This window comes from Acidobacterium sp. S8, from assembly GCF_009765985.1.
Lineage (GTDB): Bacteria > Acidobacteriota > Terriglobia > Terriglobales > Acidobacteriaceae > Alloacidobacterium.
Map to the genome: position 1 here is coordinate 271,787 of NZ_LMUM01000015.1, position 14,572 is coordinate 286,358.

General features: G+C 55.9%; 14 protein-coding genes. 10 read left to right on the forward strand and 4 right to left on the reverse strand.

The features are described from left to right. The 5 genes from GSQ86_RS05025 to GSQ86_RS05045 all read left to right on the forward strand — a co-directional run bounded on the left by GSQ86_RS05025 (position 1) and on the right by GSQ86_RS05045 (position 6,136). Entirely contained in the window at positions 1-432 is a 432-nt protein-coding gene (locus GSQ86_RS05025) for a response regulator (protein WP_158748852.1), read from the forward strand. Then, positions 414-1,970 carry a hybrid sensor histidine kinase/response regulator gene (locus GSQ86_RS05030; protein WP_158748853.1) on the forward strand — a complete coding sequence of 519 codons (1,557 nt, stop codon included), beginning with the start codon at positions 414-416 and terminating at the stop codon, positions 1,968-1,970. The genes GSQ86_RS05025 and GSQ86_RS05030 overlap by 19 nt, the downstream gene beginning before the upstream one ends. Positions 1,971-1,980: 10 nt before the next feature. Beyond that, the gene (locus tag GSQ86_RS05035) at positions 1,981-2,781 is read left to right on the forward strand and encodes a hypothetical protein (RefSeq protein ID WP_158748854.1); all 801 of its coding nucleotides are present in this window, start codon (positions 1,981-1,983) and stop codon (positions 2,779-2,781) included. Positions 2,782-2,865: 84 nt separating this feature from the next. Next, on the forward strand, positions 2,866-5,049 hold the full coding sequence (gene glgX / locus GSQ86_RS05040) for a glycogen debranching protein GlgX (protein WP_158748855.1): 2,184 nt from the start codon (positions 2,866-2,868) through the stop codon (positions 5,047-5,049). Positions 5,050-5,080: 31 nt separating this feature from the next. Next, the gene (locus GSQ86_RS05045) at positions 5,081-6,136 is read left to right on the forward strand and encodes a Gfo/Idh/MocA family oxidoreductase (protein WP_158748856.1); all 1,056 of its coding nucleotides are present in this window, start codon (positions 5,081-5,083) and stop codon (positions 6,134-6,136) included. 485 nt (positions 6,137-6,621) lie between these two features. Here the strand turns inward: GSQ86_RS05045 and GSQ86_RS05050 are convergent, their stop codons facing one another. Both GSQ86_RS05050 and GSQ86_RS05055 read right to left on the reverse strand, forming a co-directional pair. Continuing rightward, positions 6,622-9,102 (reverse strand): ABC transporter permease, encoded by a 2,481-nt coding sequence (locus GSQ86_RS05050; protein WP_158748857.1) that lies wholly within the window; start codon positions 9,100-9,102, stop codon positions 6,622-6,624. A gap of 253 nt (positions 9,103-9,355) precedes the next feature. Further along, a complete protein-coding gene (locus tag GSQ86_RS05055; RefSeq protein WP_158748858.1) occupies positions 9,356-9,562 on the reverse strand; it encodes a hypothetical protein in 207 nt (68 codons plus the stop codon). Positions 9,563-9,721: 159 nt separating this feature from the next. Between GSQ86_RS05055 and GSQ86_RS05060 the strand changes: the two genes are divergently transcribed. The 4 genes from GSQ86_RS05060 to GSQ86_RS05075 all read left to right on the forward strand — a co-directional run bounded on the left by GSQ86_RS05060 (position 9,722) and on the right by GSQ86_RS05075 (position 12,621). Then, positions 9,722-10,483 (forward strand): cytochrome c biogenesis protein, encoded by a 762-nt coding sequence (locus GSQ86_RS05060; RefSeq protein ID WP_158748859.1) that lies wholly within the window; start codon positions 9,722-9,724, stop codon positions 10,481-10,483. 576 nt (positions 10,484-11,059) lie between these two features. Continuing rightward, on the forward strand, positions 11,060-11,581 hold the full coding sequence (locus tag GSQ86_RS05065; RefSeq protein ID WP_158748860.1) for an RNA polymerase sigma factor: 522 nt from the start codon (positions 11,060-11,062) through the stop codon (positions 11,579-11,581). Then, entirely contained in the window at positions 11,562-12,086 is a 525-nt protein-coding gene (locus GSQ86_RS05070) for a hypothetical protein (protein ID WP_158748861.1), read from the forward strand. The genes GSQ86_RS05065 and GSQ86_RS05070 overlap by 20 nt, the downstream gene beginning before the upstream one ends. 16 nt (positions 12,087-12,102) lie before the next feature. Further along, on the forward strand, positions 12,103-12,621 hold the full coding sequence (locus GSQ86_RS05075; protein ID WP_158748862.1) for a hypothetical protein: 519 nt from the start codon (positions 12,103-12,105) through the stop codon (positions 12,619-12,621). A gap of 172 nt (positions 12,622-12,793) precedes the next feature. Here GSQ86_RS05075 and GSQ86_RS05080 read toward each other — a convergent pair whose 3' ends face one another. Both GSQ86_RS05080 and GSQ86_RS05085 read right to left on the reverse strand, forming a co-directional pair. Further along, entirely contained in the window at positions 12,794-13,048 is a 255-nt protein-coding gene (locus GSQ86_RS05080; protein ID WP_158748863.1) for a glutaredoxin domain-containing protein, read from the reverse strand. Between the two features lie 58 nt (positions 13,049-13,106). Further along, entirely contained in the window at positions 13,107-13,823 is a 717-nt protein-coding gene (locus GSQ86_RS05085) for an energy transducer TonB (RefSeq protein WP_158748864.1), read from the reverse strand. Positions 13,824-13,925: 102 nt separating this feature from the next. Here GSQ86_RS05085 and GSQ86_RS05090 point away from each other — a divergent pair, with 102 nt between their 5' ends. Further along, on the forward strand, positions 13,926-14,429 hold the full coding sequence (locus GSQ86_RS05090; protein WP_158748865.1) for a cupin domain-containing protein: 504 nt from the start codon (positions 13,926-13,928) through the stop codon (positions 14,427-14,429). The last annotated feature ends 143 nt before the right edge of the window (positions 14,430-14,572 follow it).

Sequence of the window (14,572 nt, forward strand, 5' to 3'; positions counted from 1 at the left end):
ATGCCTGAGTCCCAACGCACAATCCTGCTGGTGGAAGATGATCCCGACCATGAGCTCCTGACGATTCGCGCTTTGCGTAAGTCAAACATTGCAAATGAAATTATGGTGGCTCGCGATGGCGAAGAAGCTATTGCGGCGCTCTTTCCGGAAGCAGAAAATGTTCCCACGCCGCAAGTCATCCTCCTCGACCTTAAACTTCCCAAGGTGGATGGACTTGAAGTACTTCGCCGGATTCGTGAGAGCGAACGCACGCGCATGCTTCCCGTCGTTATTCTCACTTCTTCCGATGAGGAAAGCGATATCGTACGCAGCTACAAACTTGGCGTGAATAGCTACATCCGGAAACCTGTGAACTTTACCGAATTTGCTGAAGCTACCCGACAGCTTGGCATGTACTGGCTGGTTTTGAACGAATGTCCGCCGAGCAACTAACAGGCAAACTTCTGCGCGTGCTGCTGGTGGAAGACAACGCGGAGGACGCGTTTCTTCTTGAACGCCACCTGCGCCGCGCAGGTTATGCTCCACAAGTGACGCGAGTCGAAACGGCTCAGTCCATGACTGAAGCGCTGGAGCAACTGGCAGAAGATTGGGACCTGATCCTCGCCGATTACAGCCTCCCCGCCTTCAGTGCGCCGGAAGCGCTCCGCCTCCTCAAAAATACCTTTTACGATATTCCCTTCATCGTGATGTCAGGCGCTGTATCGGAGGAGACGGCCGTCGCCGCCATGCGCGCCGGCGCACACGACTACGTTTCCAAACAGAATCTCGCGCGTCTAGTTCCCGCCCTTGAACGCGAAATTAATGAGGCCGAGGAACGCCGCCGCAAGCGGGCCGCGGAACGAGCACTTCGCGTCAGCGAGGAGCGCTTCCATCGCCTGGTGGAAGCAATGCCGCTGGCAATGCTGATCAGCGATATGAATGGACAGGTCATCTACGCGAATGAAGGCGTAGAACGGCTTCTTGGTTACTCCCCGCAGGAGATTCAAAGCGGCACCGTCAAGCTCGAAAGAATTTTCTCCATAGAGTGCGCTGATACAGCAAGTTCCCTTCTGAATACATGGTCCTCCGGTCAGGGAGCGACTTACGAGGTCGATTGCCTGCGGCGGGATGGTACGGCGGTTCCGGTGCTGATCGGTGCCGCAGTCTTGAATCCCGAGGTCCAGCATAAGAATCGGCAGATAGCCGCCTTTCTTGCCGATTTGACCGAGCAAAAGCGCAGCCACCAGGTTCTTCGCAATACGGAAAAGCTGGCTGCCGCGGGACGCCTCGCCGCCTCTGTAGCCCACGAAATCAACAATCCACTGGAAGCAATTACGAACTGCATCTATTTGCTGAGCCAATGCAATCTCGATGACACAGCTAGTCAGTATGTCAAGCTTGCACAACACGAGCTGAACCGCGTAACGCATATCACTACGCAGACGCTGCGTTTTTATCGCCAGAGCACCCGCGCGACCGAGACGAATGTACATGACCTGTTTGAGACGGTACTCGCTCTTTACGACATTCGCATGCGTGCGCAAAATATCGAGACTATCCGTGAGTTTGGTAACGTCCCGAATATCATCGCTTACGACGGAGAGATTCGGCAGGTGTTGGCCAATCTCATCGGCAACGCCATCGACGCAATGCAGGCCAGTGGCGGAACCCTGATCCTTCGTACCCGGATGGGACGGAATTGGCGAGATGGATATCCAGGGATCGTTATCTCTGTGGCTGATACCGGCGCAGGCATGAGCCGCGCAACCCGCGACCGCATCTTTGAGCCATTCTTTTCCACGAAAGGTATTACCGGTACTGGCCTCGGATTGTGGATCAGCAGCGAGATTGTCGCTAAACATAGTGGATTCGTGCAGGTGCGTTCGCGCCAGCATGCCCCTCACGGTACTGTTTTTCGCCTGTTCCTACCACTCCGTCCCGTCGCGGACCATACGCCGCACGAAGAAGCCGAGTTACGGGCCTCGGCATAGAGCGAACCGCATGAAAGCCGCATCGTCACTGGTTCGGCTCGTTTCCTGGAACGATGAGATTGCGCGACAGCACTCCCAGGAAATTTCCCAGCTCGGTTATCGCGTAGAAGCATCTTCGCTTCACGGAACCAGTGCCTACATCACTCACTTCAGCAGCCTGAGCCCGGCGATAGTGCTCATCGATCTCGATCGGCTGCCTTCACACGGACGCGAGGTTGCCATCGTCCTGCGCAGGAGCAAAACCACGCGGCATATTCCGATCGTCTTTGCAGGTGGTCTGGAAGAAAAGGTCGCGCGGCTGCATTCCGAACTTCCAGATGCCGTCTTTACCTCATGGAAACAGGTTAAAAAAGCCCTCAAACAGGCGATTACCTCGCCGCCCATCGCCCCCGTTCATCCCGTGCCTCACATGCAGAGATGGAGTCATTCCAGCCTGACGCGAAAGCTTGGTATCTTCGAAAAGATGGACATAGCACTTATCGGAGATATGGATGGCGAGATCGCGGAAATCATCGGTGAATTGCCCGAAGATGCGGTTCTCGGATCGCGTATTACCGAGACAACCCGGCTGGTTTTATACGTAGCGCATTCATTACGAGAAACGCTGGCTGAGGTCCATCACGCCCAGGCGCATTTACCTGAAGGGGCTTCATTCTGGATCATCCACCGTAAGAGTGCGGCGAAGCAGCGAAGCGATTTCAACCAGAATGACGTCCGCGAAGCTGGCCTTGACGGAGGCTTTGTCGATTACAAGGTTTGCTCTGTCAATTCGCAATGGTCAGGCCTGAAATTCGCGCGCAAGAAGCGATAAAACGCTGCTGAGCAACATTTTTGTTCCCATTCGCCTCTGATAGTTGGAACCCAAAATCAATCCAGAAGAAAGAGATATTGGAATATGCCGACGACGCTTCTTCCCGGTAAGCCTTACCCTCTTGGTGCAAAGTGGGACGGAACAGGCGTAAATTTCGCACTTTATTCTGAACTCGCTGAAGGGGTCGAACTTTGTCTCTTCAATGAAGAAGGCGCGGAAATAGAAAAAATCCCCCTGACAGAGACTACAGCCTTCGTCTGGCATGGCTATTTGCCAGGCGTACAGCCGGGGCAGAGATATGGGTACCGGGTACACGGACCCTGGCAACCGGAAAAAGGTCTCCGGTTCAACGCATCCAAGCTTCTGGTCGATCCGTATGCGCAGGCCGTGGCCGGCCGCGTGGATTGGACACAGGCCATTTTCCCCTACTCTTTTGGCGGCAGCGATGCGGACCTCAACCGCGATGACCGCGACAGCGCCCCGGGTATTCCGAAGAGTATTGTCGTCAATCCATACTTCGACTGGGAACAGGACCGCCCGCTCCGTACGCCGCTTGTCGATTCCATCATCTATGAGACACATGTGCGCGGCTTCAGCATCCAGAACCCGGACGTGCCGGAGTTTCTCCGTGGCACCTACGCCGGACTAGCTTCGCCCGCGAGTCTGCGCCATCTGACCCGTCTCGGCGTGACTGCTGTGGAATTGATGCCTGTACACCACTTCGTCAACGACAGTCATCTGGTTGAGCAGGGTCTCAGCAACTATTGGGGCTACAACACTCTCTCTTACTTTGCGCCTCACGGCAGGTACTGCTCCACCGGGGACACCGGCAACCAGGTCGCTGAATTCAAGGCGATGGTCAAGACGCTGCATCGCGAAGGCATCGAGGTCATCCTCGACGTGGTCTACAACCACACTGCCGAAGGCAATCACATGGGACCGATGCTCTCGTATAAAGGCATCGACAATCTCACCTATTACCGCACGCTGGCGGATAATCCGCGCTACTACATGGATTACACCGGTACCGGCAACAGCCTCAATGTCCGCAATCCGCAGGTCTTGAAGCTGATTATGGATTCGCTGCGTTACTGGGTATTGGAGATGCACGTGGACGGCTTCCGCTTCGATCTGGCGGCGACGCTTGCCCGCGAACTGCATGACGTGGACAGGCTGAGCGGATTCTTCGACATCATCCATCAGGATCCGACGCTGGCGGACGTCAAGCTGATTGCCGAGCCGTGGGATGTAGGCGAAGGCGGCTATCAGGTCGGCAACTTCCCTGTTCAGTGGGCAGAATGGAATGGCAAATACCGCGACACAGTCCGACGCTACTGGAAGGGCGATGACGGACAGCTTTCCGATGTCGGTTATCGTCTTACCGGCTCGAGCGATCTCTATCAGCATGACGGCAGACGCCCGTACGCTTCCATCAACTTCGTGACTGCGCACGACGGCTTCACGCTACGCGATCTGGTCAGCTACAACGACAAGCACAACGAGGCGAATGGCGAGAACAACCAGGACGGCGCGAACGATAACGCTTCCTGGAACATGGGTGCCGAGGGGCCGACCGATAACCCCGAGATCAAGCATGCGCGTGAGCGGCAGATGCGCAACTTTCTCTCCACGCTTCTGCTATCGCAGGGTGTGCCTATGATCTCCGGCGGTGACGAGATGGGGCGCACACAGAACGGCAACAATAATGCCTACTGCCAGGACAATGAGATCAGCTGGTACAACTGGAGTCCGTCAGAGGAAAAGGAACTGCTGATTGACTTCACTTCCCGCCTGATTGATCTGCGCAAGCGTCATCCTAACCTTCGCCGCCGCAAGTTCTTCCAGGATCGCGTCATTCACAATTCCGCCGCACGCGATATCGCATGGTTCGGAACCGATGGCAAGGAGCTCAACGAGAACGCATGGAATTCCGGCTGGGTCCGCACTCTCGGCATGATGCTGAACGGGGCAACGCTCGCAGCGACCGATCAGCTCGGCAATAAGATTACGGATCACTCCTTCCTGTTTCTCCTGAATGCGCATCATGAGCCGGTCAACTTCCAGTTGCCGCCTACGCCGCAGGATGGGATATGGCAGTGCATCCTGAACACGAATCATGTGGAGACGCCATTCAAAAGATCCACTGCTCGACGCAGGGTGCGCCTTGAAGGGCGCTCGCTCATTCTGCTGATGGAACGCGAGAAGCAGAAGCCAACTCTCGTGGAACGGGCTGAGCTTGCAGAGGAAGCGGCCTTGGATAGAGAATGAGTACGTTCCTCACCTATAAGGATTTGCAACCGTGACAGATACAATCCGCGCCGGAGTCATCGGCTTCGGCCTTGCTGGCCGCATCTTTCATACGGCCGTGATTGCGGCTACACCTGGGCTCGAGCTTGCGGCCATCGTGCAGCGTAAAGGCGACGAGGCCGCAAAAGCCTATCCAGAGGCGACCATCTATCGCTCGATCGAGGAACTGTTGGCCGACGAGAGCATCCGGCTTGTAGTTGTCGGTACGCCGAGCTTCTCTCATTTCGAGGTAGCGGAACAATGCCTGCGCGCGGGTAAAGATGTAGTTGTCGATAAGCCGTTTACGCTCACATCGGATGAGGCGGCGCATCTGATCCAGTTAGCGCGCCAGAAGAAGAGGCTTTTGACCGTCTATCAGAACCGCCGCTGGGATGGTGACTTCAAGACTGTTAAAACCCTGCTGGCGAGCGAAAAACTAGGCTGTTTGGCTGCATTTGAGTCGCATTATGACCGCTTCCGTCCGCAGCCGCGGCTGCAGGTTTGGCGCGAGAACGGCGGTCCAGGCGGAGGAACGCTCTTCGACCTGGGCTCGCACCTGATCGACCAGGCACTGACGCTTTTCGGCAAGCCGGAAAGCATCTTCGCCAGCGTCCGTAAAGAACGTGAGAACGCCACGGTCGACGATGCGTTTGATCTCGCGCTCTTTTATCCGAAACTCACCGTATATCTCCGCGCTTCGAACCTGACCTGCAAGCTGGGAGCGCGCTTCACGTTGCACGGCACTCAAGGCAGCTTCATCAAGTTCGGCATCGATCCGCAGGAGGATGCGCTGAAAGCCGGAGCAACCTTCGATAGCCTGGGCTTCGGCGACGAGCCCGAAGAGGCCTGGGGCAAACTCTATGTTGAGAATGCCGCGCCGCAATCTATTCCGACTGAAACCGGCGATTACCGCGGCCTTTATGCCAACGTGCGCGATGCCTTGCTCGGCGTCGGCGAGCTCGAGGTAAAGCCGGAGCAGGCCTGGCGCACGACGCGCCTGATCGAACTGGCTCGGGAAAGCAGCAGCCAGGGTCGCGCACTTCCTGTCGATTTAAGCAACGAACCATAAAAAAAGCGGCAGCCGGAGTAAATACGCGGCTGCCGTGGGAGGCGAGTCACATGCCTGCGACTCGTCAAGGAAACTGAACCCTTTATCGGGTGCTTCCGTGGACGTTATCTTTTCAGCGAAAGTCTCAATTCACTAGTGATTTATCCAAATCAAAAGAGATTTTTGGCGAACGCAGGAGGCGGCTTACCCCCTCACCCCCCTCTCAGCTGTCCCTTTTTACCTGTTTTCAATCACTTAGCGGGGAATCATCCCCTACTATACTTATGATTTTAAAAGGCTTAACTGCTTTCTAGTGTTTTCAATGACTTAGCATGGGATCTATGTAGCATTCTTCCTAGAGGCAAACAACGACGCTGAACTCTTCTTCCTATTTCCAGTTTAGCTTTTTTACCCGATATTCTCTGACAATCATTGTTACAACAAATGCATCGAAGAATCAATTACATGCAACGTTCTCCAAACTTTTTACCTCTTGACAGCCATTTCTACTCGGCGCGGAGCACTTTGATCGGATCTGTGTTCGTAGCGCGGTAGGCTGGCAGCATAGCTGCAGAAACAGCGGCCAGCAGCAGCACGGCTACGCTGATGCCGATTGCTAATGGATCTGCCGGGTTCGTCTCATAGAGCATGCTCTGCATGGTGCGCGTAATGAAAGCGGCAAGAACCAGACCAGCCCCCAGTCCGCAGGCCACCGGAAGCATCGCCTGTCGCACGATCAGCTTCACCAATTCTGCTTTACCTGCGCCCAGAGCGATGCGAATGCCCATCTCCTGCGCGCGCCGCGAAACGGAGTAGGAAAGCACCCCATAGATTCCGAGCAACGCCAGAGACAACGCAGCGATGCCGAAAGACGATAACAGCATGGTCTGAAAACGTTCGAGCGCGACTGAATCGCTGATCTGCTCGTCCATCGACTTCAGAATGGGAATGGCGACTTGCGGATCGATGTTCCATATCTCGCGGTGTATAGCTGGTGCCAGCGCCTGAGTTGGCGACGAACTGCGGATAAGAAACACCACGTGCCATGGAGGAGATGTCCAGAAGGGAAGGTATACGGTGTTGACGACCTGCTTCAAGTTGTTGATGCGCGCGTCGGCCACTACGCCAACCACGGTGAGCTTCCCTGATCCGTCGCCGAAGGATTGCATTTCCCTTCCGACAGGATTTTCTCCGGGCCATGCCTCGCGCGCGGCGCTCTCTGAGATCACGACCCGGTCAGGATGCGCTTTGTCGTCCTTAGTCAGATAGCGGCCCGTCATCAACGGAACCTGCATCAAGGAGAAATAATCTGGACTTACCCAGCGTACGTTTACCTTCGGCTCCTGTCCCGGAGGCACAGGGTGATCTGCGCGTTGGATACCATCGACCCAGGTGTCGCCAGTCATTGGCAGTTCGCTGGTGATGGCCGCAGACTGAACGCCGGGCAACTGCCGCATACGCTGCAGCGAACGCTCGATAAAGCTGATCTTCGCGGCATCGGAGTCTTTTTGGGTATCGCCATACTGCGGCGCGTAGAGATCCACCTGTGCGACGGTGACATGGCTGGCATTGAAGCCGCGGCCCTGATCGAGTACGCGCGCAAAGCTGCGTATGACCAAGGCAGTCACGATGAGAAGCACAACGGTGCAGGCTACTTCCGTGGCTACGAGCACATTTCGCGTAGTTGCGCCCTGACGCGTATTGGCTGCGCGCGAGGTGTTGCTCTGCATCGCCTGCTGCGGCTGCACGCGCAGAGAGCGCAGTGCAGGCAAAGTTCCGAAGAGAAGCGCCGTTAAAATGGCCACCGAAGCAGCGAACACCAGGACGATCCAGTTCACATGCACTTCCTGCATACGAGGCAGATTGCCTGGCGCAATTTGCAGAAGCAGCTTTACGCCTGCTTCTGCAAGAAAGATGCCGACGCCGCCACCGGCAATCGCCAGAACCAGACTCTCGGCAAGGCTGGACTGAAATAGCCTTCTCTTGTTTGCGCCCAATGCGGTGCGGACGGCGATTTCATGCTCACGGGAGACGGCACGCGCCAATTGCAGGTTCGCCAGATTGACGCAGGCGATCAGCAGAACCGCGCCGACAGCAGCGAAAAGCAGCCAGAGCGCGGTGCTGACACCGCCGGTGATGTCTTTGGCAAATGGCTGGACGGCAATGCCCAGGTGTACGGGCAGGTGCGCCGATAAGGTGTGTGCCTGCTGCAATCCCTGAAGCTCAGCCTGCACCTGAGCGATGGCGACGCCGGGCTTCAGCCGCGCGATCATTTTGTAGTTGTAGTTGAAGACATCGTTCTTGAGAGTGTTTTGGCCGGGGATAAGTGGCTCAAGGAATGCATAGCCCCCTTCACTGCCCGACAAGCTTGCCGGCATGTTGGAGCCCAGAGAGATATTTGGAAACCGGAACGACTGCGGGAGCACGCCAATAATGGTCTTCGACTCCCCGTTTAACCGAATTGATTTGCCGACCGCAGCCGCATCACCTTGAAAGAATTTTTGCCATGTTTCATAGCTGAGGAGAACTACGTCACCGTTACGGCCCGGGGCAGTTTCGTCGGAGGTGAAGTTTCTCCCGAAGACAGGTTGGACGCCAAGCACGGAAAGGAAACTCGACGAGACGGAGAGTCCGGTGACAATCTGCGGATGGCCACCATCGGTAGAGAGACTTTCATTGTGGTCCTGAAAGATGGCGGCGTCTTCAAGCGTCCGGGAGTCGGCCTTGAGGCGCGTGTAGTGCAGATAATTGACGGGGAGGGCTGGATACTGGTTCTGCATCTCCTGCAAGGTTTCGCGCACGACGATGAGTTGGCCGGGATTGTGGAATGCGAAGGGGTTGAGCAGAACGGCTCGCACCACGCTGAAGACAGCTGTGACCGCGCCGACGCCAAGGGCGAGAGTGACGATAGCGGTCAGAGCAAACCCAGGGGATTTGCGCAGATTGCGAATGGCGTGACGAAGATCCTGCAGGAATGGGCGTGTCATCGAGGCCCTCGTTGAGCTGAGAGCATTCTGGATGCCATACCAGCAAATCTACAGCCGCTTGATTTCACGATCTTTGACGCGCTTCGCTGAGCAGGAACTTCATAGACACGTCCGCAAGCGGACGGTCCGTGTCCGAAGTTGAACATCTACGGAAGTTAGAAACACGTATCGCGTCGACACGCAAAACCCGAAGGCTGCGTCGGGACGGGCATTTCCCGCTCCAGATGCTTTCAGCTTGCGGTATTTGAGGTTTCTAGTGGCCGTGATAATTGCGCAAGAGTTCGGCTGCGGAAAAAGCAACGAGCCATAATCCTGCGACAAGCGAGCCGATGGTCATCACCCATCTGCGAGCTTTGTGCTCGTCGGGGTGGAGCGACCGTTTTTGACGGGTGAAGAAGTGATGGCCCAGAAGACCGATTCCAAGAAGGATAACGCCGATAATAAGGGTAGTTGTTGCCATGGCGAATCAATCTACTCTTCCAATGCAACGTTTGTGAAGCAGGAAATTTGACAAGCTTTCAAAAATATATTGTCAATGCTTCCCGGGCGGCCAAACTCTTGTGAGATTGATACTTATGGCTGGCAAAGTTCTTTCCATCCGATAAAAAATTATCCCAGTATGCGGAATTCATCCGGCGTTACACTGGTATTTAAATTTTTCCATCAAGGACCGGGAATGAAGCTGTTTCGCTGGCTGTGGGCTGCGGCTACCGTCGGATTGCTTGCTGAGGCATTTCGCGTGGCCATGTTTGTTGTTCCTGCAGATGAGGCTCAGGGCGATATCTTTCGCATCTTCTTCTACCACTTCCCGTCCGCGATGATGACGTTCCTGTTTTTCTTCGTCAGCTTTATCGCGTCGATTGTTTATCTGGTATCGCGCAACAGCAACCCGGTTCGAGCGATGAAAGCCGATGCGATGGCGCTAGCCAATGCCGAGGTGGGAGTTGTTTTCTGCACGGTCGTGCTTATTACCGGACCGCTCTGGGCGCGTCCCGTATGGGGCATCTGGTGGACCTGGGATGAGCGGCTGACCTCGACACTGGTTCTCTATCTCATTTATGTCGCTTATCTGTTGCTGCGGCGCTTTGCTGCCGGTCCGCAGATGCAGACGCTGGCGGCGGTGATGGCCATTTTTGGCTATGTTGACGTGCCGATCGTTTACTTTTCGACCCGCTGGTGGAGAACGCAGCACCCGGCACCGGTTTTTGGCGGAGGAGCGAACTCGGGAGTGGATCCCCGCATGATGCCTGCCGTCTGGTGGAATCTGGCGGCGTGGCTGGCGTGGGGCATTTTGATTGCGAGCTTCCGTTATGCGGTCGCGCTGAGGGATCAGTTGAAAGAACAAAAAGAAGCGCTGCGGGCGCTGGAAGTGACAGGTTAAGACTATGGATCCGATGTTTCATCGACACCTTGTGCTGGCTTATACCGCGACCTGGGTTATTCAGCTTGGATATCTGGCTTATGTTGCCTTGAAATGGCGTGCCGGGCGGCGTTAGCTTCGCCCTTAAGACGAAGTAAGAAAGAAAGGTCCGGGGCTGAAGCTCCTCGCTCTTACTGAACTTATTCACCGGGCTAAAGCCCGGTGCTTCTACCCAAAAACACGCTCTCAGAGGCTCCGTTCTCGCATCGATCAGACGCTCGATGACGAAGGATGAAGAGCCCGGGCTGAAGCCCCTTGCTCTTCGCTGAACTTATTCACCGGGCTGAAACCCGGTGCTTCTACCCAAAACACGCTCTCAGAGGCTCCGCTCTCGCATCGATCAGACGCACTGTTTAGATTATTTCGCGCACATGCTGAAGCCGATCCCGGCTTTTCGCCGCAGCATTTGTTGACCGCGCGCCTTACGCTCCCGGGAGCGCCTGATCGCCTCCACTCACTTTCACGATCTTTGAAAAATATCTGAACGCCCCGCGTCCTCGCGCCGTCTTTGCGTGTGAATGGGAGCGGTGAGCCAGCTTGGCAAAGCAAGATGAAGCGGAATTCGCTGCATGCGTCGAGCGCTGTTCCCGCTTTGTCTTTCGCGTGGCCTACGCGGTGCTGCGCAATTCCCATGACGCCGAGGATGTGGTGCAGGAAGTCTTTCTGAAGCTTTATCGCAACGGAGCATGGCGCGGCATGCGCGAGGAGAAGGCTTATTTTGCACGGGTCGCGTGGCGGTCTGCCGTTGACCGGCTGCCCAAACACGCTGGCGCATCGATGGAAGAGATGGAGATCGCGTCCGAGTTGCCGAATCCGGAGCAGATGGCGCTCGATGCTGATTGGCAGAAGAAAGTGCACCGCCTGATGGATACGTTGCCGGAAGAGTTTCGCCAGCCTCTTGCCCTCTCGACGATTGAGGAGCTGACATCGGGCGAGATTGCCCGGATCATGGAGATTCCGGAAGGTACCGTGCGCACGCGCATTCTGCGCGCAAGACAGTTGCTGCGAAAAAAGCTGGCGACGCTGGAAGGGAGAAGCTATGCAGCGAAACAAATCTGAGTTCGAGCGGGCACTTGCCTCCTATGCCGATCCGGCTGAGGCGGGGCATGCGGGCGTGCTTACGGCGCGGGTGATGGCTGCGGTGGAGGCGCGAGGTCAGCGGCGTGCGTGGTTCTTAAGGCTCGGCTTCGCTATACCGGTATTGGCCTGCCTGCTGCTGACGGTATCTGTGCTGCGACCCCATGCCAAATCTGCAGTGAAGACGGCGGCTCTGAAGCCAGCATATGAATCGGCGCCTGCAACGCCTCTGGTCCCGCATGCCAAGCCTCACGTGGAGAAAGCGGGAATACGGATCAACCCGAAGCGGTCGCACCCGTTGCCTAAGCTCGATCAGTTCCCTGCTGCCGATTCGCTGAGCGAGCAGGAGCGCCGGCTGGTGAGCTTCGCTACACATGCGCCGCCAGTCGAGCAAAGCGACATCGCCCAGGCGCAGGAACAAGGCGGCAAACCTCTCCATATTGCCGATCTGGATATACCACCGATTACGCATATTACTCAGCCATAACCCATAAGGAGCGAACGTGAAAAAAACGATTCTATTTTGCCTCATACTGGCCTTCACCGCAGGAACACCGCGGCTTTTCGCTCAGGAAAATACCGGGAAAGTGCCCGACTCTCCGCCACATTTCTTCCATTTGCTGTTTACGGTCGAGGAGGTTGGTGACAGCGGGAAGATTGTGAACAGCCGTTCATATTCGACGACCATCTCGGATCACAGCTATAACCAGATTCGCACCGGCACCAAAGTACCGGTCAAGTCGAGTGATAAGGGCGATATTCAATATATAGACGTGGGAGTCAGCGTGGACTGCCGGGATGCCCATGAAGTAAACGGCAAATTTTCTGCGGGGATCACGGCGGATATCAGCAGCATTGCCGCCGATGCGGAAACCGCGAGCCAGCCGCCGATCCTGCGTCAGAATCGCTGGCAGGCGAACTCACTGATACCGATGGGAAAGCCGACGGTCATTTTTTCTTCAGACAATCTGCAGGGAAAAGGAAAGCTCCAGGTGGAGCTGACGGCGACCATTCTTGAATAGAAAAAGGCAACGAGGAAGCCTGTCGGCATCCTCGTTGTCCGAGGAGGGTTTGCTGCTATTGAAGAAGCGGAGCACCTTTGGAAAGTGTTGCCTCTCTCTAAGCGAAGACAACTTTTCGGAAAAAAAGTTTCGGCAGGTTTGAAATTTTCTTTAGAAGATTTTTTGGGACGCTTTAAATCGCAACGCCGAGCAGTTCGCTCATCTCTTCATACAAAAAACCATAGCCGGGACGATAGGGTTGCACCCATTTGCCATCGATGACGAACTGGGGGATGGCGCGTTTGCCGACATTGCGAACCACTTCCTCTGCCGCTCCCGGGGTTGATTCGATGTCAACTTCAAGATAGGCAATGTTGTGTTTCTCGAGGAAACGCTTGGCTTCGCGGCAGTCGCGGCACCAGTTCGCGGTGTAGAGCAAAATCGGCATGGGAGACATAATACCGGGCCGCACATACGTTTGGCAGCCCGGTTTTTTAGATGGCTTTTTAGCCGCCCAGGGTAAATACGACGTTGATAGTTGTTTCTACCGCAACCGGCTCGCCATTGAGCATGAAGGGGCGGTAGCGGGCGCGTTGGATAGCCTCAGAAGCCGCGAATTGCAACATCGGCGGCCCGCTGACGATGTGCAACTGCTCTATGGCTCCCTGCTTTGAAATTATGGCCTGGACTACGACCGTCCCCTGGATTCGTGCAGCCCTTGCAATTGCCGGATAGACGGGTTGGATGGGCGTAAGCAACTGGCCAGTGGCGACGCCAGAGGAGACATGGACGGGCCCTTTCGCTGGGGCTGGCTTTACGACGGCAGGAGCTGGCGAGCCCAGAGAACTGAAGAGGCCACCCTCCTGGCCTGAAGCGGATCTGCCGAGGCCTGTATCGACTGCGGCAGGTGGCGCGTCGGTAACATTCATTGCGGCGTGTTGTGGAATGAGAGTTGGAGCTGCCAGCGGATTGTCGATCATGACGATCTGCTGATGTGTGGCGAGTGCCTCAGTACGTTGAGGCAGGCTCGCCGGGGATGGCGGCACAGGCGGCGCGGTGAGCAGCATGGTGAGGGCGTGATCGGGCAAACTAGCCGGATGTAGAAATGGATAGATAGCCAGAGCGGCGAGCAGCGCCGCCTGGAGGACGAATGAGCCGATAGCAAAATACCGGCTGCGCGTGCGAATGCGGCCGGTCGATTCCGTGAGACTGTCTTCAAACATAGTGACTCCAAACCAATCGAGAGTTGGTGAGCGAGACACCTGCCGCTATAGACACCTTTGCAGAGGCGCGTGTTCCCTTGCTTTGCAATTTATGATGGGCCTGTGACAGCCGACGAATTGAAGAAGCTCCTCATATTGGAAGCGCATCCATGCGAAGGCGGATGGTTTGCCGAAACCTGGCGCTCAGAAGAAGCGATTCCGAAATCAGCGCTGCCGGAACGGTATCCGGCTGCGCGATCGGCGGGCACGGCCATCTATTACCTGCTTGAGCCGCATACATTTTCCGAGCTGCACCGGCTGGCTTCCGATGAGATATTCCATTTCTATCTTGGCGACCCAGTGGAGATGCTGCAGCTATGGCCGGATGGCAGTGTGCGGACGGAGATTCTCGGCCACGATCTGTCAGCCGGTATGCGTGTGCAGCTTACCGTGCCGAAGTATGTCTGGCAGGGATCGCGTTTGCTTCCCGGAGGAAGTTTCGCACTGCTCGGATGTACGGTGGGTCCGGGATTTGATTATGCGGATTACGAATCGGGAAAACGCATTGAGCTGATACGGGAGTATCCGGACGCGGAAGAGATGATTCGTGTCCTTACGCATGATTGAGTAACGCCGTTCATTTCAAGATATTGGGCACGCTGCTTTTTGCTTTCCCACCCTTTCGCCAACAGCGCGAAAGGATGAGGTACCCGACTGATTGAGTAACGCCGTCGTTTCAAGACTTGGGCACGGTGCTTTTTTGCTTTCCC

What these genes read in the sequence shown, in the direction of transcription:
- GSQ86_RS05080 (WP_158748863.1), bottom strand. Translation starts at nt 13,048, where the DNA reads ATGCCGATTTTGCTCTACACCGCGAACTGGTGCCGCGACTGCCGCGAA.
- GSQ86_RS05025 (WP_158748852.1), top strand. Translation starts at nt 1, where the DNA reads ATGCCTGAGTCCCAACGCACAATCCTGCTGGTGGAAGATGATCCCGAC.
- GSQ86_RS05060 (WP_158748859.1), top strand. Translation starts at nt 9,722, where the DNA reads ATGCGGAATTCATCCGGCGTTACACTGGTATTTAAATTTTTCCATCAA.
- GSQ86_RS05085 (WP_158748864.1), bottom strand. Translation starts at nt 13,823, where the DNA reads ATGTTTGAAGACAGTCTCACGGAATCGACCGGCCGCATTCGCACGCGC.
- glgX (WP_158748855.1), top strand. Translation starts at nt 2,866, where the DNA reads ATGCCGACGACGCTTCTTCCCGGTAAGCCTTACCCTCTTGGTGCAAAG.
- GSQ86_RS05070 (WP_158748861.1), top strand. Translation starts at nt 11,562, where the DNA reads ATGCAGCGAAACAAATCTGAGTTCGAGCGGGCACTTGCCTCCTATGCC.
- GSQ86_RS05050 (WP_158748857.1), bottom strand. Translation starts at nt 9,102, where the DNA reads ATGACACGCCCATTCCTGCAGGATCTTCGTCACGCCATTCGCAATCTG.
- GSQ86_RS05055 (WP_158748858.1), bottom strand. Translation starts at nt 9,562, where the DNA reads ATGGCAACAACTACCCTTATTATCGGCGTTATCCTTCTTGGAATCGGT.
- GSQ86_RS05030 (WP_158748853.1), top strand. Translation starts at nt 414, where the DNA reads ATGTCCGCCGAGCAACTAACAGGCAAACTTCTGCGCGTGCTGCTGGTG.
- GSQ86_RS05035 (WP_158748854.1), top strand. Translation starts at nt 1,981, where the DNA reads ATGAAAGCCGCATCGTCACTGGTTCGGCTCGTTTCCTGGAACGATGAG.